The following is a 21365-nucleotide window of genomic DNA, read 5'->3' on the forward strand; positions in this document are numbered from 1 at the left end:
ACGGCCGGGTGAAAAGGGGTAGAAATCAATTATTTATCGGTAGGAGTAACCGTTCTTGATGTGATTGCTATAGTGATAGGCTTCCCGACCGTCTACGGCATTCAGCACGATGCGCAGGTTCTGGAAACGCTGTTCCTGATACAGCAATTCGAGTTGTTTCAGACTGTGCTTACGCGTGACGCCGTGCCGGATCACGAACAGGGTAGTATCGACGTAACGAGCAATCAGTTTGGCATCCGTAACAATCCCAACCGGGGGCGCATCGAGCAGAACGTACTGGAACTGATTACGCAACGAGGTGATCAACTGCTTCACGGCGGGCTGCCCCAGCAACTCCGATGGATCGGGGGGAAGCGGACCGCTGGGAATGATGTAGTAGTTTGGATGCCCCGGAACCGGTTTGATGATTTCCTCCAGGGTGGCTTCACCGTTCAGGTAGGAACTGAGTCCTACGGTGTTTTCGAGTTTGAACAACTGGTGCAGTCGTGGTCTGCGCATGTCCATTTCCACAATCACTGTCGGTTGACCCATCATAGCCAGACTGGCACCCAGGTTCAGCGAAACGAACGATTTTCCTTCACCGCTCATACTGGACGTAAAGAGCAGTACCTGCCGGAGTTCTGTATCGTCGTTCCAGGTTTGCAGGTTGGTCCGAATCGTCCGGATCTGCTCACCAATAACCGACTGTTGATGAGGAGCCACAACCAGTACGTCGCGGTGCCGCTTGTTCATGACTTCGCCCAGAATGGGAACCTGCGTCAGGTTTTCGACATCGAGTCGGCGGCTTACCCGCGTGTTCAGTACGTTCCAGCCCGCGATAGCACCGGTCGGTACTAATAGGCCAACCAGGCCGAAGAGCGCATACATCACCACGCCGACGGGCTTCACGGGATCATCGCTGCTCTTGGCTGCGTCGAGTGTGCGGCTATCGGCTACGGAAGCCGCAAACGTAACGGCCATCTCTTCGCGCTTTTGGAGCAGGTACGTATACAGGTTGTTTTTAATGCTCTGCTGGCGGGTGATATCCATCAGTGCTCGTTCTTGTTTGGGCAGCGTACGCACGTTACGTTCGAGCAACTCATTGTTGGCGGCATACTGATCACGCGAGCTGGTTAGCATCGCCTTCATCGTACGAATGTTGTGCTGGATGTTGTTCTTTGTTGTTTTTATCTGATTGTCCGTGGCCTGCACCAGCGGGCTTTCCTCCGAAGCTGTTTGCATGAGGCCGTCCCGCTTTAGTTCTAGCTCCGACAACTTGTTGATTTCACCCAGTAGAGTCGGATCGTTCAAGCCAACGGTGGCTGGCGTACTACCCCGCTTGTCGGCCTGGGTGGTGATAAAGGCCTGCAGGTCATCCAGGACGGCCAATTGAATGGTTACCTGGCTAAGCTGGGTATCGTTCTGCTGCGATGTTTGCAGGTACGACTGCGCCTGCGCACTCAGATCGGTAATACCCTGATTCGATTTGTACTGCTCGACGGTCCGTTCAGCGCCAGCTAGCTCACCCGCTACGATCCGCAGCCGCTTTTCGACGAACTGGAGCGTATTGGCGGCTACCCGATTTTTATCCGTTATCGTCGCCTGGTTGTAGGCCTTAATCAATGTATTTAGAATCGCTTCCCCTTTTTCTGGTACGGCGTCTTCAAGCGTCAGGCGCACCACAGTCGAGGTTTTGCTTGTTGGTTCTACCTTCAGGCTACTGGCGTACCTGCCCGCGGCCGCAACCGGCGACATCGCCTGAATCAGTACCGGCGGTGTCTTTGGGCTCACGGGCCGTCTTGTCAGGATGCGCAATTGTCCGTAGGGAGTCGTCACGCGCTGGTTGAGCGGTAAAGCTGGTCCGTTATCGATTCGAACCGACTGAGGTGTAGGGAACGACAGGGTCATCAAGTCCTTGTACAGCAAAGGCTTCCCTGCTTCTACCAGCACCCAGACCGGGGAGTCAGTATAGATCTCCCGTTTCCCAAACCGCGTATTTCGGTAGTACCGGGTATCCAGGTGCAGGCTGTTAACCACTTCCTCCATCAGCGCGGAGGATTTCAGCACCTCAAGTTCATTCTCGACCACTTTCTTGGGCGAATAGACCTCAAGTTCCTGGAGTGGGTTGGCCTGTACATTTCCGTGTTTTTCGTCCTGTAGTAATAAACTAGCCTGAACCCGGTACACGGGTTGCTTGTAAAGCAGGTAGGCGTAAGCGCCCGCCAGGGCCAGGCAGATCGATAGTATATACCACGGCCAGTGGCGTGTGTAAGGAAGCAAAAAGTGACGGGTGGACTGGTTCGCGTCAACGACCTGATAAGGTGCGTACGCATGGGTAGAACGATTGGTCATGCTTCTGTTTGATGATGTTGAGTAGGTGTGGCCCGATCAATTTCGGGGATTGGTACACTTGAACGTTAATATTCCAGTTGGACTGAGCGTAGGAAACCCTTCATCTGCGTCTTTTACCCGTGCTCTTCGGGGCAACGTAACGCAGTTTGATCAGCTTATCGATGCTTATCAGATCGTCCGAATTTGCGGACCGTTTTTTGCGAAGAATTCTCGGAATCAGATTAGTAACAAAGGCCCGTGAGAATTGCCGTCTTCTCGACCTTAACTACTATAAATTTACAGCCTTCGTTTCAGAATAGCGTATTGGGAAAAGATACCTATGGATTAAGTTATTATCGCTTAACTTGCTTATTACTGGTGATTTAGATAGGTAAATGAGTTATTTGTTAACTAGTATTGGTAAAGGGTTATATGTATATGGTAAATAAGCGAGGTTAAATAAAACTATTCGAAGTAGCGCCGACTTAGACATTTACAACCTGTTGGACCTATTTTGTTAGGCATATGAACTGCTCCGTCTGGAAAATACAGCCGCGTTACGCCACAAAGTAGTAGCTATGTAGCCGGGAGTTGACAAACAAAATAGCCGGCAAGGAAAACCCCACCGGCCGTTTCAGTTATTGACTTCTGAATGAATCTCACGCTACTCCATACACTCGTTCTAAGGAATCAAATTACCCGCTTCGTCGTAATTCGTGGACGCTCGGTAACTGCCGCCTTGTATGCCATCGTAGGGTTTTCCCCCGGTTCCCTGAATGATTACGTTGTTCGTCAGTACGTTGTTCGTCGCCTTGGTGCCGTAGGACATAAAAGTCGCCTGGTTGATCGAGCTGGGTTTGTTTGAAATGGTATTGTTGCTAAACGTATTGTTCGATACGTTGTCGCATATAATGGCTTTGTTGAAAGAACTCTCTATGTAGTTATTGGTGAACAGGCCACCCACCGTTGAGTGCGTGAGCTCCAGCATGCCGGTCATCCTAAATTTGTTCTTACTGAATTGCATCGCTCCGCCGTTATAAATCTGAATACCACCCTGACATAAGCCAACGGTTTCGTTGCCCGTCACGATCATACCCCCGACGATTGTGCCATTGCCGTTTCCATCGTTCGAACCTTCGAGAAATTTGTCGAATACGCCCTCAAATTTATTGTTGGTAATGGTTACGTTATGAGCCGCCCCGGCAATTTCTATCCCGAACAAACTACAGTTTTTTACGTAGTTGTTGTCGATTGTGAGCTGGTCCAGCGGACCCGATAGCGAAAGTCCAAAGTGACAGTCGTGAAAGGTATTGCCGCTGACGTTGATATTCTTGCCGGCGTAAATCCCGTAATTGTCGTGGTTGAAAATCTCGCAGCCCATGCGTTTAGCCTGGACGGTATTATTACGTACCACGATGTTGGTCGCCGTTTTGCCCTTCTGAATTTTCAGGGTCATCCAGTTGGTGCTGTCTTTCGCGACGGCATCCGTGCTTGTGCAGTTCTGAACCGTCAGATCGCGTACGTTCGGCCCGTCTATGTAGATGGCGCCGTAGTTGCCCGACTCCTGCGAGGTTACGTTCCAGGACAGACCGTCGATCAGAATGTTGTTGAGGTCAACCGAAGGGTTTTCCGGATTGACCAAGGAAATATAAGATTTGGGCAACGTAATGAACACGCTGCCCGGATTGCCCCGAAGGCTGAGATTACTCTTTAAATGAACGGGGGTTAGCTGTGTGTACGTTCCGTCGGGAATGGATAGATCATCAGTAGCCAGAATGGCCTTTTCGAGCATGGGCCCAATGTCGGCGTCAGACGGTTTGATCCCGAACCAGGCTACACTGGCCGGACCGGAAAAACTTCGTTTGTACCGGTGGCCTCTGGCCGTTACCAGCGTAATGCCCATATTGTCCTCGCTGCTCAGGTCAGCTTCGTTCAAGGTGAACAATCCCGCGCTACCGGCGTCGGTTACGTAAATTCGACTGGGAATGGGCGTCGTGCTTAGTGTTCGTACCTGGCTGATAGTCAGCGTATCTTCCCGTTGCACAATATGATCCGGTTCGGGATCCGATGGTTTACAGTAGGCAACCCCTATCAGTAGCAGGGCGCAGATAATAAATCTGAATACAATTGATTGCTTCATAACGTTGAGAAAAAATAAACTACCTCTACGACTGGAGCGTCGTGAGTTAATCGAGTACCGGATTGATTGACGCGTCAGCGCATCCCCGTCAGGGTTTTCAACCGGTTGTAGATGCGAACCGGAACGCTGTAATGTTGTAGAGTATGCTGGTGATAATAAGGCGTTGGGCGCGCAGCGCTGTCTAGATCGAATGTACGCTGACTGCCTTCATCCAACCTGGTTTTATACCGATTGAAGATGTCGGTATGAGTGGCATCATGACCGAAGCCAATATTTTCCACTTTCGACACGGTAGGGTAGACCGTCAGGCCATCCGCCTTGAAGCGGTTGTAACAAAACCGAATATCCCAGGCGTCGGACCGTCCTTCCATTTGAGCGCGCAACATGCCCAGTAGGTCGGAGCCGCCCCGCATGAATTCTTTTTGCTCCCATTTGTCCTTTTCGAAATCCGCGTAGTCGGCCAGGGTCCAATCGATCGACTGCCAGCGGTCAGCCCAGGTAGCCCAGCCCCAGGGGCTGTGGCGTGGAATCATGTACGTATGCGTCGGGTAATTGACCGGTTGGGCGAAGGGCAGCGTATACCCCGCAATCGAATAGATACGTGGATTCGACGCGTAATGACGCAGGCACTGGTTCATGAAATCCAGGAAATTAGGCGCCGTGACAAGGTCATCTTCGACAATAATGGCTGACGGGTGGCTGGCCATCACCTGAGAGATGCCCCGAATGATGGAATCGGCACAGCCAATATTCGTGGTGGCATAATCGCGGTAAATATGTCTGAAGCCAGAAACCTCATTCAAAATCTGATGCACCTGATCAACTTTATGTTGGTCCTGCGGCCTTTTTGGGGCGTCGACAAAAATGTACAGATCACTTTCTGGGGCCAGATGATTTGCCTGCAGAGCGCGGACCGTAGCCATAAGTTCGACCGGCCGTTTGTAAGCAAATAATAAAACAGGTGCATTCATTCTTGATGAGTTTTTTTAGATACGCTGAGTACTGGCGGAAGCAAGTCAACGAGGTTATGACAGGTCCGAAAGAGAGAAAGAAGGGCGAGCTTTCTTACAAAAAGAGTCGTTGTTCTTGACCGAAATTTTGCAACAGATTCGTACCTGAATGCAGGGCCCTGGCGAGAGTAATTAGGGACTCTATAGCCTGATTTTCACGACTTCTACCCAATAAAATTAGATAGAGTTTCGCCGGAGGCCAAACTAGAGCGGGCGCACCACCAGCTCTGTTATTTCTGCTAAATAGATTTTAACGATTCTTAATAGATTGTATACAACTATATAAGATATACAATTCTATTATTAGTAACAAAAATTAAAACAATTCTAGTATTTATTATAATATTTCCGCTTACTTCCTGATTAGAAATTAACTAGTTTCTCTGTAGAGCAAGTGTGTACCTTTGTTACACCAGATGATTGTATGCGGGCTGGTAAAAGTTGATTCCTGGCGGTTCGATTTAAACGGGTACTGCACTAATCAGTTGGGTAATTTCTGGGTAACAGCACCGGCATTAACCGGGCAGCGATCAGGTCAAGACGAGTACGGGCAATGGGTATTTCCCGATCATCGACTAACCGAATCAGCCCCGACCGACCGCGCTTCTGTACGAATTCCCGGATGTAGGCGGGGTTGACAATGGCAGAGCGGTGTACCCGGACGAGTTCTGGAAACTGCTCAAACCACTGCAAAGGCTGAGTCACAATAACTGCAGGACTATTCACAAAGTGCACGCGCGTGTAGTTCGCTTCTCCTTCTAACCATAAGATCGAATCGACAGGCACTGGGGTTGGATATCCCGTTAATTGAATACTAGCCATATAGATTATATGTAATAAAGAATATATATACGATGCTCGATGCATTCCGGTTTTATCGAGCGATGCCTACGGGTTCAGGCAAGTGCATAGCCGCATACTTACTATTTCGTCCATGTAGCATATGATCTTGTTTAAGAGTGATAGAAGGTTGTCTGTTACAAGCTTATAAGTAACCGAGGATAATAGTAGTAACCAGTTTTTGCCCAATCGTAATTAAAAAAAACACTTGTACGCCAATGTCTGATCGTCAATCTATCCAAACTACCTTTAGTCCGGACCAGACGCCCTCCCTGACGATTAGTCATCCAGCGGTGGTATTTGCCTATACATCGGCAGGCAAGCCCGCTTTTCAGGTTATAACCATTGCACACACTCGTGCAGATACACCAATCAGTCTTTCTGTTAGTGCACCAGAGTATTTTACGTTGGCTGTCGATAGTCATCCGAGATTCGTCGCTAATCTGGTGGTTACACCAGCTTCCTTGTACTCGTACGTACACATTCGATACGTGGCAAACAAGCGGGGGAAGCACGAAGGGCAGTTAACGATTCGCACCGCTGACGAGTCGCTGACAATTGCTTTAACCGGCCAGAGTTCGGCATTGCTGCTGTCCAGGCGTCCGTTACGGGCGGCAACAATCCGGGCCCGATCCAATCATGCGAATCAGTGGAGGGCGAAAAAACTAATGGCTGGTTTGCTGCTGTTGGTAGCCGCTGGTCTGGCTTACCTGATTTACGCGACTTTACCCTGGGGCGCTGGTTCGCAATCTCCCAAGGCCACTATTGGTACTCCAACTGAACAAGTTGCCCGCCCTGGCGCGATCTATTCGGTTGCGCAGTCGCAACTGACTACGCAGTCGGAATCGAACGGCGCTGATCGACGGAATAAATCGCAGGTGGCCAAAAAGCGTTTGAAGCCGTCTGGGGATCAACGAGCTCCGAAAGCCAGCGACAACAAAAAAAGAAAGGCGACGCAGATTATCCCACTCGTTGCCGATGCGCGTCGACCGGCGGATTTGACTACGCTACCCAATCCGGTCGCTCAGGAAACTGCTCGGAAAGGTCAGAATAGCTCCTTCGAAGAAAGTGATTTGGAACGAGAGCTTAACCATCGTGTGCGTAAGACATTGCCTTGACCTATTCATCAAGTACCGGTAAGTAAGCACTATCTATTGATCCAGTAGCTACCACTTCCCGAGGTGCTGGCTCTAATTGGCCCGTAATCCGGCTGGTTGATAAGTAATCAATTGGCCTTTGGCTCCGCCGACTTAATCGGTAAAATCGTTGGTCGGTGGCTGTTCCTGCGCTCATCAATCATCCTGTTTACCAGCGTACACACGCCTTAAGAACAGGCAGTGAACAAGCTAAACCACGACCTATTAATTACAGCTCAACGTATACTGTAAATGCTTAAACAATCAACGCCCCGACGCCGGAAAGCCCGTCAGATACCAATTCTGATTGTCGAAGACAATGCAGATCAGTGGCTTATCATCCGGGCGGTCTTTGCGCAATGTTTTCCGGAGACACAACCCATCTGGGTTAATTGTGAGTTGCAGGCGAGAACGTACATGACAACCCACGCCCAGGACCTTGATAAGTTGCCCCGGATGGTACTGTCCGATTTGTACCTGCCCCGCCGGGAAGATGGGTTGGCGTTGCTGGAATTTATGCAGTCGGCTCAGTTTTACCGCAAACCGCCGGTCATCATATTCAGCTCCTCGCCCACGCAGGATGATATCGATAAAGTGTATTCGTACGGTGTGGCGTCGTACATCCTGAAGCCGCACACTTACCACGAATGGCAGAACTGCATCACTACGTTTCGGCGCTACTGGTGGGATGTTGTTACCTTACCCTTACGTAAAGAATAGCCATGTTAGTCGCTTTGGGTGCTGGCAAAAACTACGTCGTTGGGTATGGCCTACTGGTTATGTTATTGGCCTTTGAGATTGTTTGCCAGGGGCAGACGATCTATTACGTAGCCAGCACAGGAAGTGATACCAATGATGGGCTGTCGGAAGCCAGCCCGCTACAGAGTCTGGCAAAAGTCAATACGTTGCTAGTCCGTCCCGGTGACGCTGTGCTGTTTCGCCGAGGAGATACCTTTCGGGGACGTCTGCTGATCAACCGGTCCGGTACGGCCGAGAAACCAGTTCGGCACGGGGCTTACGGCAGCGGTCCCAAACCAGTATTGTCAGGCTCCGTACCAGTTCGTAACTGGGTTAAAACCGGCACAAACCGATGGCAGGCAGCCTGTCCGGATTGTGGAGACTACGTGCCCGGACTGTACAAGAACAATCGTGCGCAACCCCTGGGACGGTATCCAAATTCCGAAGCACCGGATCGTGGACAGCTAACGATTCTGTCGCACGTCGGCAACAATCAGATAACCAGCAAACAAGACCTGACAACCAACTGGACGGGCGGGGAGTTGGTGGTGCGCACGCAATATTGGATCATCGACCGGGCACTGATTACGAGTCAGTATGCTAATACGATCATGCTTAATAATCCGTCAACGTATTCTCTGACGGATAGCTGGGGCTTCTTTATTCAAAATCACCCGGCTACGCTGGACCTGCCCGGCGAGTGGTATTACGATCCGGTAAAGCAGGTGCTGCAGTTGTACAGCGATCAGGAAAATCCAAATGATCAATCGTATACCGCTACGGCTGTTGACGAAGCCGTCCGGATCGCGGATGCGGCTTACGTCACCGTGCAGGACCTGTGCATTGCCCAGGCCCGGACCGTTAATCTGCACGCTCTGAACGTATCGAACCTCACGTTAACTAACAACGCCATTGTAGATGCTGGCGAAGATGCGTTACTGATCGAGGGTAAGGGGAGTGACATCCTGATCGACCGGAATACGATTGCGCGCACCAATAACAACGGCGTCAACATCGCCGGTTATCAGGACGTAATTTTCAGGGCGAATACCATTCGTCAGACAGCAATCCTGCCGGGGCGGGGCAGACGGGGCGACGGTCAGTACACTGGTTTTCAGTCGGCTGACGTACAACGTTTGCTGATTGAAAACAACGTCATCGACAGCGTGGGCTATTCGGCAATTTCGGTGCAGAACAGCACCACCATTCGGCAGAACATGATCAGTAATTTCTGCATGACTAAATGCGATGGGGGCGGAATTTACCTTTGGAACGGCAAGCGACTGCCGATGAACGATGTGCATATCCAGGCGAATATCATCCGGTATGGAATAGGTACTCCCGGCGCTTTAGTGTCTACCATTCCCGGCGGGGCCCACGGCATCTTTCTGGATGATTGCGTCGAAGGCACAGAAGTAACTGACAATACAGTTTCTGATTGCGAGGGCTTTGGGATTTACCTCCACGCCGTCAGTAACGTAAGCCTTATGCGCAACACCTGTCTCAACAACAGTGCGGGGCAGCTTAGTCTGTATAACTACGGAGTATCCTGTATCCCGAGAGGCAACGTAATCAGTCAGAATGTACTGGTGGCCAAAACCGCCACGCAGTTGGTCGCCTGCTTTGAATCAGGAACCGATGACCTGGCTCGCTTTGGGCAGCTAAGCGAAAATTATTACGCCCGGCCGTTTCACGATGAATTCTCCATCCGGGCGGTGTACAACCGTACCGTTGGCAGCGACATTAGCCTGCTACAATGGCAAACGCAGTTTAAACACGATTTTACGTCCAAAAAAAGCCCGCTAACCTTCAGGGACTACCGGGTGAAAAGCTTGCTTAATACCAACTATCTCGATGCGGCATCAACAACAAAATCCGGAGGCTGGGAAAACTGGAGTCTGTATAATAATGGACAAGTAAGCTGGGCCGGTGATAATACGTCGACACCGGGTCGCCTGACGATCGGCTTTTCTACTATCACCGGAAAGGCTGATGCTTATCTGTTGACGTATAAAGGGATTCGGCCGGTCAAGAAAGCGAAAAGCTATTTGGTGAGCTTTGCGGTAGCCGCGCCCGCCCCTAAAAAAGTCGCTGTGTTTATGCGGCAACGGCAGGCGCCCTACCGGGATCTGACCCGCCGGTATGAGTTTATAGCTGAACCGGATCAGAAACGCATTGAATTTGCGCTCACCGTGACCGACGATGAGCTCGATGCGTTATTGGCGTTTCAGGTTAGTGAGGACCAACAACCCGTCTGGCTCAGCGATATTCAACTGCGGGAAGCTACCATTGAACCTGTTAATCCGGACGACTACATTCGACTCGTGTATAATCCTACGATCCGTGACAGTACGGTTACGTTGAGTGAGGCCTACCGCGATGTACACAATCGGTATTACGGCCGTCAGATTTTGCTTAAACCGTACGGAGCCGCTGTGATTCTGCGCGATACGCTCCCACCGGCTGATCTGGAACTTTCCTGGCGGGCAGCTCAGACAGGTATCGTACTGGGAGCCGTTACGTCGGTTTCCCTGACGATTCGTAACCGATCCACCGAGCCCGGCCGGCTCCCCAGTCTGGTCGAGTGGCAATGCCACTTACCAGATGGTCTTTCGCTGGTTAGTGGGCTCAACATGTTTAGTGACAGTGTCCTAACGGGGACCGTATACCAGCTCCTTGCCGATACAACCATTGTTTTTCGGTTTAAGGCTGAAAAGATAGGGCAGTATACCGTACGGGCTCAGATCACAGCAGCTACCTACGGCGACCCTGACAGTATCCCTGATTCGGGCCTGGGAGATGGCGAGGACGATCAGGCGGTTATCCTGTTTACCGCCAGGGCGCTTTTAGCCGACGAATCGGGGACCGGAGCCCAGGCCACAGTCGAGCCGCCGGCTGGTTCGGCAGGACAGATGTCCGTAGTGTATCCCAACCCGGCATCCAGAGTATTTACCTTCCGGGCAGACAGTGATGTCATAGAAGTGAAAGCGTTTGATATGCTGGGCCGTGAGCGCTTTCAAATGAACACGGTTCCGCAGGGGCAGACGGTTCAGTTTGGTCAGTCATTACCTGATGCGCGGTACTTGCTTTATATCCGGTACGCAACGGGTGAACGGCGCACGTTGAAACTAATCAAGCAGGCAGGTTTTTCAGAGTAATTCGCGAGGAACTACGCCTGAAATCCTGCCTGCTTAATCAATTCAGTCGTACGGACCTCTATTCCGTCAGCAACACCTTCCGGGTAATCCGGTTTTGACCCTGCACCAACGTAACGATGTAGATGCCCCGGCTCAACTCACTCACTGGTACGCGGATCAGGTTTTCACCAAGAACGGTAGCATGTACCTGCTGAAGCACAGGAACCCCCGCCGGGTTGACTAGCTGTAAGCTCACTTCACCCGCCGTTTGAGCGTAGTATCGCACCCAGAACTCATCGCGGGCGGGAACCGGATACACTTGTACGGTCTGAAATTCACTGACCTCCGCAGCGGCTAACCGACCGCTACCATTGGCCGGGTACAACCGGTTTTGTGGAATGACCTGCTGCCCCTGCCCTGGATATGTCCACTGCAATTGGGCGACGGCACCGCCCGGTCCTTCGTAATATTCCAGTTTAATGTCATATTTCTTACCCGCCGTCAGGGTAATCGATGGACTGTTGTCCCTGGTTGAGGCATGGCCGGTCCAGTTGCTGATAACCTGATTACCGTTGACCCAGAGCCGAACCCCATCATCGGAAACGGTAGTGAATGTATAGTTGCCCGTTACGGGTGCTTCCACCTGACCCGACCAGCGAACCGAAAAATTATCGACGTTAATTGTGCCGGGGACTGGTGAGCCTTCTCCCCAGTCAAAACTTACAGTCGCATCGGTACGACTTACCAAAGCAGGTGAACTCAGATCCCTGTTGTTGAAATACTCCCCCCGTAGCCCCGTACCCGTGCCCATACTAGTACCGTCAGTTACTACCCGTCGGTAAACTGACTCCGGAATGGTCTGCTTGGGAATGTCAGCGCCACTGTAGCTTACGCTGAGCGTTCGGCCGCCACCACCCTGAAAGTATAGAATGGTCATGGCGTGAACGCCCGCTTTCAGTCCTATGCTACCTGAACGTTCCTGCTCTGGGTGACTCCCGTCGTTGTTGACTACTTCAGTTGACCCGATCAGCAGTTTGCTGCCGTCATCCGAAGAAGTATAGAAGGTGTAGATGCCGTCCGTTGGTACGGTAATATAACCCGTGTACGCAATCCCGAAATTGTCGTCCCGATTACGTATCCCCAGGCTAGGTAGATTCGTCGTACCTGTCTTAACGGAAGACAGCCCGGAAAAGTCGGGCAAAGCGCCCCAGCTACCTTCATAGTAGCTGTAATTCAGACCTGCCACCGCATTGGCGGGATTTTCGGGATTGCGCAGTGAAGGCGAAGGCGTTGGTGAAGGTGGAGTTGGCGTAGCAACCGTGGCCACCCGGCGGTAAGACGCATCGGGGATAACCTGCCTGCCAACAGTAGGGCCACTATAACTCACAGTCAGGGTTTGCCCCCCGCTGTTTTCGAAGTACAGAACGGAAATCGCATGTACCCCCGCTTTCAAACCGATGGTGCCAGAGCGTTCCTGCTCAGCATGACCACCATCATTATTGACCACTTCGGTTGACCCGATCAGCAGCTTACTACCATCGTCGGAAGAAGTGTAAAACGTATAAACACCATCGGTTGGCACGCTGATGTAGCCCGTATAGCGTAGAGCGAAGTAGTCGTCGCGGTTACGCACCTCCAGCGTAGGAGCGTTACTGGTACCGGTTTTAGTCGCAGAAAGGCTGGAGAAATTGGGTAGGTTAGTCCAGTTGCCTTCATAATAGCCATAGTCCAGACCGGCTACGACGTTCGCTGGATTTTCCGGGTCGCGCAGGGTAGCTGATGGTTGACCAACATCTTTTAACAGAACCACTGATGAATAAGCGGGTACTGTCACTTGACCTGTGTACACCGTATTCCGAGCATCCCGGTATGTCCCATCCAGTGCTACCTGAACTGCGTTCCCCGTCGGATTAGCCGCAAACTTGATGTAGTCGTCTGGATTGCCCGATGAATACGCAACCGGGCTGCCCGTGGAATTAGCGTCCTTTCCGTACTGACTTTTCCACTGGCTCAGCGAAAAATGAGAAGCCGACGTTCTGTTTATGACAGCCCAGACGGTACGGCTATCTTCAAACGGTCTGGCATATACGTTTCCGCTGAAGTCGCCATAGCTGCCTAAGTCATTTTGATTCGATTCGTACTTAACGGTAAACTGGTTTGCCTGCTTTGTGACGAATACATTGTTCTGAATACTGTTGTTGCGGGGCTGACAGTTATTGGCGCTCATGATGGCTAGTTGCCCCTCGCTATTATTGAACGACGTGTTGTCCGTCAGCCGGATATTAGACGAGCCGTGCAGGTAGATACCCAGGCCTGCGTTGTTATAGACCGTGTTGTTGGACACCTCAATATTTGTCGTGCAATCATCCAGGTAAATACCGTTGGCTGCGGAGGACGAACCACTGGGTGAACCCTCGGACGCACCGATGCCGTTGATGACAAAATTCGCCACCAGCCGAATGTTTCCCATGCCCTGCTGGTTGCCATTCCAGATATAAAGCCCGCTACCATCGCTTTTTGTCAGGCAAAAATTGCTGATCTGGTTGCGCTGAACGGTAGTGTTACTGGAGAAGTTGAGCGCGTTGTAGCCAATATTGCTGATCACATTGTTCTCAATCATCGTATTCGCCGTTGTGGCCGACTGAAAGCCAACATAATTGCCGTCGCCACTCTTGCCCCGGCCTGGAAAAAGACCAATATTACGGACGATATTTCTGCGGAACGTAACGTTCTGGTATCCACCGATTGTCACGCCATTGTTATTGGCGTTGTCAATCAGATTATTCTCTATCAACACTTGACTGCCGTTGCCCTGAATGACAAGCGCGTCCTCGCCCGACTGGGTAATGTCATTCCCGCTGATAACCAGGTTCGAGCTATTGGTGACCAGCAGACCAGTTGATGCCGACTGGGTGATCTGTAGGTTGCGAATGGTTGTGTTGGGTGCATTATTGATAGCGATCCCCTGAGCGTATGCTGTAGCCGCAATCAACTGCTCATTCGGGTTTGACTGGTTATCAAACAATCGAATCGTTTTACTAGACGGATCGTAATACCACTCGCCCCGTTGATCGAGGGTTGCCGGGTGGTTCTGGATAAAATAGCCCCAGTTGTTGGTGACATCGTACGTGCCGGAGCCATCCAGGTTCAGGGTGTTGCCGCTCTGCCCCGTTATTTTCGCCCGGTTGAGTATCCACTGTACCGGCCGGAAAACGGCTTCCCCACCCGTCCAGTTTGTCGGCAGCGACTGCTGACTGGTAAGTTGGGATCTACCTGAGTGCGATTGAACCGTCAGATAGCCTTTGTTAGCTGCGTCGAGATTGGGGTACCGGCCCAGAGGAAGCGGAGTATTGTCGCGGTACAAGCCCATTAGCTGATCGCTACAGGTAGGACAGGACGCCTGCCAAACGTTATTGCCAAGGTTCGTCCAGTTCGTAACCACGACCGAGCCCGCCAGAATGGGTTTGTTGCCGTTGCCATAGGCATCGACTGTAATTCCAGGTCGATTCAGCTGTACGCTACCCCGGAACGTGTTGCCCCGCTGGAACAAGATTTGATCGCCAGGTTGTAGCGATAAGCTATTGACTTTGGCAATAGACTGAATTGGAGATCCCACGGATCGACCATCGTTGACATCGTTACCGTTCGTCGCTACGTAATAAATGGTTTGTCCTAACGTGTAACAGGACGGCGTACATAGTAGGAAAAAGAGGAGTCTACAGGATAAATAGAATAAAGAATTGACATGTTTTTTTGATTGACAATAGATACTCATTCTTAAGTACAAGTTTTATGAAAAGCAAGATAATCGAAAGAAAATTATTGAATCTTTTATTTAACGAAATAAAAAGTGTGCACGTGTGTCTTTTATGAAATGGTTTTGTATACGATTTGAGCCATATAAGTAGCTTAATGGCTTCGATGACTTGGTTTGATCGTACATCAATAGCGCATTTTGCCCAAGCGTTCAACGTCCATTTTTAGTTTTTAAGCCAGCTTCTTAACTCCAGGAAAAGATGACTTTTTCCAGTGCTTAAGCTGCCCTGAATCTTGAGAAAGTGTCGCTTGTTGATCTCGCGCCAACTTAATCAAGACAATCAATGGCTACTGTGCTTACGAAGGATGAAGGTTAGAACTATGATTCTTCTCTCTCCAGCGTGACGCAGCTATTTTCTGTGGAGGTACAAGTATCATACCATTCCCATTAAATGACGGGTACAGTTAAAGGCTTTTGCGATGACCGAAGTGCCCGCATCTTAGGTGTTAACCGAAACACAGTCAGCACCCAATTAAGAAATGGTGAAATCGTTAGTCCCGTATACGTTGGTGGAGACCTAAAAATGAAACTTAAAGGCGACGAGATATGCTGGGCGGCTGCCGGGGTGGTCGTACGTGGGTAATAAAAAACAACCCAATCCCAATGGCTGTGATAGCGACCGATATAGTGGGTGGAGGATGCTGTGATTAGCGAGATCACTGCCTTTGTTTTCGGGTCGGAGAGGCCGGACTCACCAAACGTTTCGAGATTTGGTGAGTCTGTTGGAGCAGGCTAAGATTAAGGGAGTCCGATGAATCACGGACTCATGTTATTGGTTCGTCGGGGCGGTCAGTTGCGGTTTACGACACAACAATAGGCTTATTTATAAATCAGTTTTTCTTCGCCGATCAACGCTGTTAAGCTACTATCACCACAGAATTGCTAAAAAGAAAAAAACCTAGTATGCAAGAGGCAGCTGTTTTGCAACACGTCCTATGACTGACCAACGAAACCGGGCTAAGAGTGAGAACCGGTTTCATTGGTCGAATGAATGTACTTATTAAAATGACTCGTACGTGTAGGTCATTAACGCTCCTTTGCTATCCTCTTTTTTGGTTAAGGGGAAGCCCTGTTCGTTGTAGGTGTACTCGTTTTTTCGGACAGGAGCCTGACTGACCTGGGATTGCACGATGTTGTTACGGCTGTAGCGCAGCACGGGATCGATAGCGTACATCCAGCCGTAAAAGGGATTCACTTTGTCGTCGTACTGGTAGCTGATGGAAAATTCCTCTTTATCATCGCCGTTCAGATACGAAGCCTTGACGATGTTGCCATTCTCGTAGGTATAGACGTACCGCGCTCGCGTGGGGCGGCCATAGCGGATGATGCCTTCCTGGATCCACTCCGTAACCTGTCCGGCCTGGTTAGTCAGGTAGATATCAAGCAGGTTGTTCGACTGACTGGCAAGGGGCTGACCATCGGCTTTGATCCGCACGGATTTGTATTCGAAGCCGTTCTCCTTGTAAGTAAACGAATGACGCTCACCCGTATTCCCGTCGTCATAGGGCTTCTCATACTGCACCAGGTAAGAGCTGACTCGATCCTGCTGGTCGTAGTTGTAATCAAGGGTTAACTGAGAGGGATTGGGCGAGTTGGGTGAATAAATGGCCCGCTGCAGCAGCCGATCCTTTTTGTAGGTAAAGCGGGTGGTTACCCAAAACGGTCCCAGGCCACCATTATCGCCCGTGACGACCATCTGCGTCAACCGCAGGTTCGTTGCCGGGCTTGTAAGGGTCTTGGCCTGTGGAACCACAGCGGATTCCTCCTGGGATAAGGGGGAGAGCGATTCAGTCTGGCAGCCAAAGAGGGCCAACAGGAGTAGCGGACTAATTGATCGGAAAGAAAACATACGTAAAAGCGGTTAAACGTTGAACGGAAATTGGTAAATCACTCACCCACCGACTGACCATGAACGGGTGTTGAGACAGGCAAGTCGTGGCTTAGCCCGTAGACACCATTGTGAGCCAATCTGTTGCATGAATACGATTGTTTTTATTGTCGCCCGTTTCGCCGGGAGTCAGCTAGCTAGTTACGCGCCTGCACTACCCGTCGGAACCGATCAATCAAAGGAACTACCTGACCAGCGGAGGTTGAATTCGAATACTAAAACCCACCACCAGCGGACGAATGACGAGTTGCTGCTGCTCGTCGAGGAGACGATTCAGGCCGTATTCAACAGTTATGCCCACCTGGGCCGCCAGTTGGTGCCGTAGCCTTATTTGCCGACCTAGGCCGGCCCGCAGACCGGCCAGGGGCTGGTCACTCGTGGGCAAGTAGGAAATCTGACCACCTACATCCGCTACGTAACGATCCCGGCTGAAGGACTGATACTGGCTGACACCAATGCCAACCAGCGGGAGCGCTACATTTTCGGCCACTGCGTACGTCTGTCTGACCAGCTGATTGGGATTACTCGCAGTGGGGACAACTCGGTACTGGTTCTCACGAACGGTGTAATACGCCCAGCGCCGGAGTTGACCCGTGGCCAGGTAAGCCTGCCAACGTCGGAAACGGATGCCACCGTTCAGCTGGTACCCCCAGGTGGTGGGGGAGAAGGCCGCCGGGGCGCTGACCTGGGAGAGATGGGCGGCAGATGCCCGCGGGGCGCTCATCCACTGAAAGCTACTCAGCGGCATCGCTTCGACAAACCATTGGGGCCGCCAGGACCTGCGACCGCCCCCCGTTTGAGGGGGGGGGAGCGGAACGGGTAGGCTACTCACCACCGGTAACGGGTATGATACCAAGCTCAACGAAGTGGGTAAATAACCGAGCTCCCGTGGGCTGAGTTTGCTCCAGATACTGAATAAACGGTTATCTGGTGATGACGACTCCGTCTGTTCCGAAGGGAGGGCAATTGACTTTTCGTCTTTGCTGATCGACCGTCCCACCGGGCTCGATGCAGCGCCATCGGTCTTCGGATCGACGGGGCTTGACGAGGGGTAGGAAAAGTTTGTACCAACGAATGAATCCGGCTGACGACGGGATGAACGAGCAGAATTTGGGCCTGCTTCCTCCGTCGGGTGGGCGTGGGATCGGTATTGGGCCGTGGGTGAGTCGGGGCCGGGTGAATGGGGCTGGCTTGAAAGCCGTTCCGGGGTGAGCGTTGATGGCCGGATATTGGTATCCGCTGGGCGAGCCTGCCGGGTGATTAGCCTGTCCGGCGCTGGGGCACTAGCCGAGGAGTTTTGTACCGCTGCTGACGTACCAGGGGCCATTCGCGAATGGGGTCGGTCCGCTAAGCGCGGCTGGGAGATGTTAGCCGATCGAGCCGCCGGGTTGTGAACGTAAGTTGGTTGGGTAGGCTCATTCCAGCCTATTTGGTAGACCACGCCCGCGATCAGCAGGAGTAATATGCCCGCCGTCGCCACCCAGCGTACCCGCCGGCGCCGGCGGGTACGTTCAAGCGAGTAGAGCACGCGCTGTTTCGCCGAGGCCTGAGGATGAACCTCAAAGTCAGCAAACGTTTGCTGCCAGCGTCGACGCAGCAATTCATCGGGGTTTTCATCCCAGGAATTCATGTCGTTGGATGCCATGTCGGTCAATAAAAGTAAGCAATAAGTGCCGGGCCCGGCTGAAGCGGGAGCGAGCCGTTGCTTCGGGAATTGTCAGTAAAGCCGCAATTTCGGCGTGCGTATAGCCTTCGATGACGTACAGATTAACCACCAACCGGTAGTCGTCGGGCAAACGGGCCAGCAGGCCGAGGATCGCTTCCTGATCATAACCAGCCAGCAGGGTCAAATGATCATCACTAGCGGGTTGATGAATCATGGTATCATAGCTGGTGACTTGTTTCTGGGGCTGGGTAACCCGGTTATAGTAGTTGACCGCTGTTCGAACCACCACGGCTTTTACCCAACTGTCGGCCGATTCGGCTTTCTTCAACTCATTAATATGGGCAAACACCTTGATGAACGCTTCCTGAAAAATATCTTCGGCCTCGGCGACCGTGCGGGCGTAACGTACGCAGACCCCCAGCATGCGGGTCTGGTAGCGTTCAAAAAAGATCCGCTGCGCCCGCGGGTGCTGTTGCTGACAGCCCCGCACCAGTTCGGTGAGTGTCCGGTAAGAGGAGCGGCCAAATAGTGCCATGCACGAAGACGAGTCAGGGATGAACGAGTGAGGTTGTCTCAGAAGTTGCCTACTACCAGAAACGAGCGGCTGATGAGTTGACCTGTATCCGAAAAAAATAGCTGCCAGGCCTGTAGCCCGTTAACCAGGCAGACCCGGTAGGTTGTTAGCGTTCCATAGGTATAGCGACATGTGTAGCCGTAAAAGCCACCTCCCCGGCTCAGGTCAAAGCCAGCTAGTTCGGGCCGGCGGAGGTAATCCTGAATCGCTGTTGGCAGCTGATCTAGTTGCTGATAAAACAGGGTGTTAGCAGACGCCTGGTTGGTCGCCACCAGTAGTTGTCCCTCGTCATTGTAGGTTAGCTGCCAATACTGTTCGTCGGACGGAGCCGAAGGCTGCTGGACCGCCAGTTGATACTGACGATTCCCATAAGCGTCCAGTTGAACAATTGCGTTGGAGAACACGAGCCCCTGGTCCGACAATCGTTGCTGGATCACTGCAGGCAAATCAGTTAGCCTTGTCGACTGATAAGTAGCCAGTTGATAAGGACGTAACTCCAGGTTGTAAAAATGCTGTCTAATAGTGGGTCGGGCCAGCGTCCAAACGACTGTATAGCGTTGCTGCTGCCAGGTATAGTCGGCATACACATTTTCCGGCGGGTCATTACTGATCTTATTGGTGAACCAGTCTGTGTATCGCCTAACATAGGGATTGCTGAATGTCCCGCCGGCCATGACCGTTGGTGCTAGTAACCGGGTCAGCGAGTCGGCCAGCGTGCCCTCCACGAGTTGATCAGCGGTCAACAGTCGATCAGCATTAACCAGGGCCTGATAGTGCTGCCGTTGCTGATTGAAGGTTGCTTTCCATAACTGGTTGTCCACCAGGGTAGTGAACAGCACATCCTGGGACTGCGGATACTGCCGGAGCAGCGCCTGAACGCTGATAGTCGAAGGACCCTGGTCGGGGGTAGGTTGATTATCGGTAAAGTGGCTACAGCTGCTACCCCAACCCAGTAGCATGTTAACCCAGAGGAGTCGTATAAATTTATCCATGTAAACGTATTCGAATAGAAGTGCCCAGCTTGGTAAATGCAGCCGAAAGCCACACTTGGCTTCCTGGTGCCACAGACACCAAACATTATACAAACTGTTGCATTAATTCTACTTTTTTTCGCTTACTGGCCTCCCAAATTTATTGGTAGCCTACAATACGCTACAGCTCCGGTTGTATCCACGGGGCCAGCGAGGCACTAGTCGGATCAGGTACGGTCCGATAACCATCCGTCAATCAATATGACTAGTCTGACGCATTTCACTGTCAGCTTAATAAACATTTGAAAGAAGGAAAGGATAGCCTATTATCGGCTGAAGATGTCATTATGGACGAAATTGGCCGCGCCATGATGATCATCTTAATTCCCTTTCTGACAGACAATTGGCTTAGTGTCTGGCAGCAGATCTCACTGGCCGCCGTGGCGCGGTCCAACTGCTACGGAATCGAGTGATCTGTACCTCCGAAATCTCCAATCTATGTTCGTGAGCATTTGTGGGACCACTTCTTTGACCTATAATTAGCGACGAGCCATAAACCTGATTATAGTTCTTCACCCGGTCAGAGAAGTAGGTCAAATAAATAGTCTACCTTTTCTTATCTTGTAGTTCAATAATTGATCAAAAGAAGAAACATGGAGAGAAGATTCAACCCAGGCCGAGCTGTGTCGGCCGATCATACTCTATTTGCAGAAGCTATAGAGGCTTTTCGTCCTCAAAATTTAGACATAGGAGACATTTTCGAGTTACCCAGAGCTACTAATTATATAATGTTAAGCTTTGAGATTGATTCCCTTATAGAAACTCCTCTATTCCGAATTGGTCCTACTGTAAGAGTACATCTTGGTGATGCTTATGTTGGGATTGTAGCACCCGTCACACATCCAACGGTTGATCCCACACACAACAGTCACCTAGTTACCATGGCGCTCGCAGCGGTATTGACCTTTATATCCCAGAGGCCAGTTACTGCCCCAAGGGATGACCATTATGGTAGAAGAGGTTTTGATGATCATGTTTCACGTACGTTGGCTCTTCAATATCCAATTCTAAGAGCGTGTTTTGAAATCCATAAAGGCTGAGAGTCAGAGCATATTTGTGTCGACCAAGACATACAGCA

Annotated in this window: 13 protein-coding genes; 4 read left to right on the forward strand and 9 right to left on the reverse strand. The window is 51.2% G+C overall.

Annotated elements, in window-relative coordinates:
• Positions 1-33: 33 nt before the first annotated feature.
• The 4 genes from ACYVAD_RS13490 to ACYVAD_RS13505 form a co-directional block, all read right to left on the reverse strand.
• Positions 34-2331 (reverse strand): GumC family protein, encoded by a 2298-nt coding sequence (locus ACYVAD_RS13490; protein WP_461140023.1) that lies wholly within the window; start codon positions 2329-2331, stop codon positions 34-36.
• Between the two features lie 661 nt (positions 2332-2992).
• Positions 2993-4450 carry a right-handed parallel beta-helix repeat-containing protein gene (locus ACYVAD_RS13495; protein WP_461140024.1) on the reverse strand — a complete coding sequence of 486 codons (1458 nt, stop codon included), beginning with the start codon at positions 4448-4450 and terminating at the stop codon, positions 2993-2995.
• A gap of 74 nt (positions 4451-4524) precedes the next feature.
• On the reverse strand, positions 4525-5421 hold the full coding sequence (locus ACYVAD_RS13500; RefSeq protein ID WP_461140025.1) for a glycosyltransferase: 897 nt from the start codon (positions 5419-5421) through the stop codon (positions 4525-4527).
• A 516-nt stretch (positions 5422-5937) separates the two neighbouring features.
• The gene (locus ACYVAD_RS13505; protein ID WP_461140026.1) at positions 5938-6282 is read right to left on the reverse strand and encodes a LytTR family DNA-binding domain-containing protein; all 345 of its coding nucleotides are present in this window, start codon (positions 6280-6282) and stop codon (positions 5938-5940) included.
• A gap of 236 nt (positions 6283-6518) precedes the next feature.
• Between ACYVAD_RS13505 and ACYVAD_RS13510 the strand changes: the two genes are divergently transcribed.
• From ACYVAD_RS13510 to ACYVAD_RS13520, 3 genes are all read left to right on the forward strand, one after another.
• On the forward strand, positions 6519-7418 hold the full coding sequence (locus ACYVAD_RS13510) for a hypothetical protein (protein WP_461140027.1): 900 nt from the start codon (positions 6519-6521) through the stop codon (positions 7416-7418).
• A gap of 270 nt (positions 7419-7688) precedes the next feature.
• Entirely contained in the window at positions 7689-8156 is a 468-nt protein-coding gene (locus ACYVAD_RS13515) for a response regulator (RefSeq protein ID WP_461140028.1), read from the forward strand.
• A gap of 2 nt (positions 8157-8158) precedes the next feature.
• Entirely contained in the window at positions 8159-11332 is a 3174-nt protein-coding gene (locus tag ACYVAD_RS13520; protein ID WP_461140029.1) for a right-handed parallel beta-helix repeat-containing protein, read from the forward strand.
• 58 nt (positions 11333-11390) lie between these two features.
• On the opposite strand, the gene ACYVAD_RS13525 is transcribed toward ACYVAD_RS13520, so the two are convergent.
• The 5 genes from ACYVAD_RS13525 to ACYVAD_RS13545 all read right to left on the reverse strand — a co-directional run bounded on the left by ACYVAD_RS13525 (position 11391) and on the right by ACYVAD_RS13545 (position 20248).
• Positions 11391-14927: a PA14 domain-containing protein gene (locus tag ACYVAD_RS13525; protein WP_461140030.1), complete on the reverse strand. Its 3537-nt coding sequence runs from the start codon at positions 14925-14927 to the stop codon at positions 11391-11393.
• 1201 nt (positions 14928-16128) lie between these two features.
• On the reverse strand, positions 16129-16977 hold the full coding sequence (locus ACYVAD_RS13530; RefSeq protein WP_461140031.1) for a hypothetical protein: 849 nt from the start codon (positions 16975-16977) through the stop codon (positions 16129-16131).
• A gap of 223 nt (positions 16978-17200) precedes the next feature.
• A complete protein-coding gene (locus tag ACYVAD_RS13535; protein ID WP_461140032.1) occupies positions 17201-18661 on the reverse strand; it encodes a hypothetical protein in 1461 nt (486 codons plus the stop codon).
• Positions 18630-19217 carry an RNA polymerase sigma factor gene (locus ACYVAD_RS13540; protein ID WP_461140033.1) on the reverse strand — a complete coding sequence of 196 codons (588 nt, stop codon included), beginning with the start codon at positions 19215-19217 and terminating at the stop codon, positions 18630-18632. The genes ACYVAD_RS13535 and ACYVAD_RS13540 overlap by 32 nt, the downstream gene beginning before the upstream one ends.
• A gap of 38 nt (positions 19218-19255) precedes the next feature.
• The gene (locus ACYVAD_RS13545) at positions 19256-20248 is read right to left on the reverse strand and encodes a hypothetical protein (RefSeq protein ID WP_461140034.1); all 993 of its coding nucleotides are present in this window, start codon (positions 20246-20248) and stop codon (positions 19256-19258) included.
• Positions 20249-20529: 281 nt separating this feature from the next.
• Between ACYVAD_RS13545 and ACYVAD_RS13550 the strand changes: the two genes are divergently transcribed.
• A complete protein-coding gene (locus ACYVAD_RS13550) occupies positions 20530-20700 on the forward strand; it encodes a hypothetical protein (protein ID WP_461140035.1) in 171 nt (56 codons plus the stop codon).
• Positions 20701-21365 lie beyond the last annotated feature (665 nt).

This window comes from Spirosoma pomorum, from assembly GCF_054776615.1.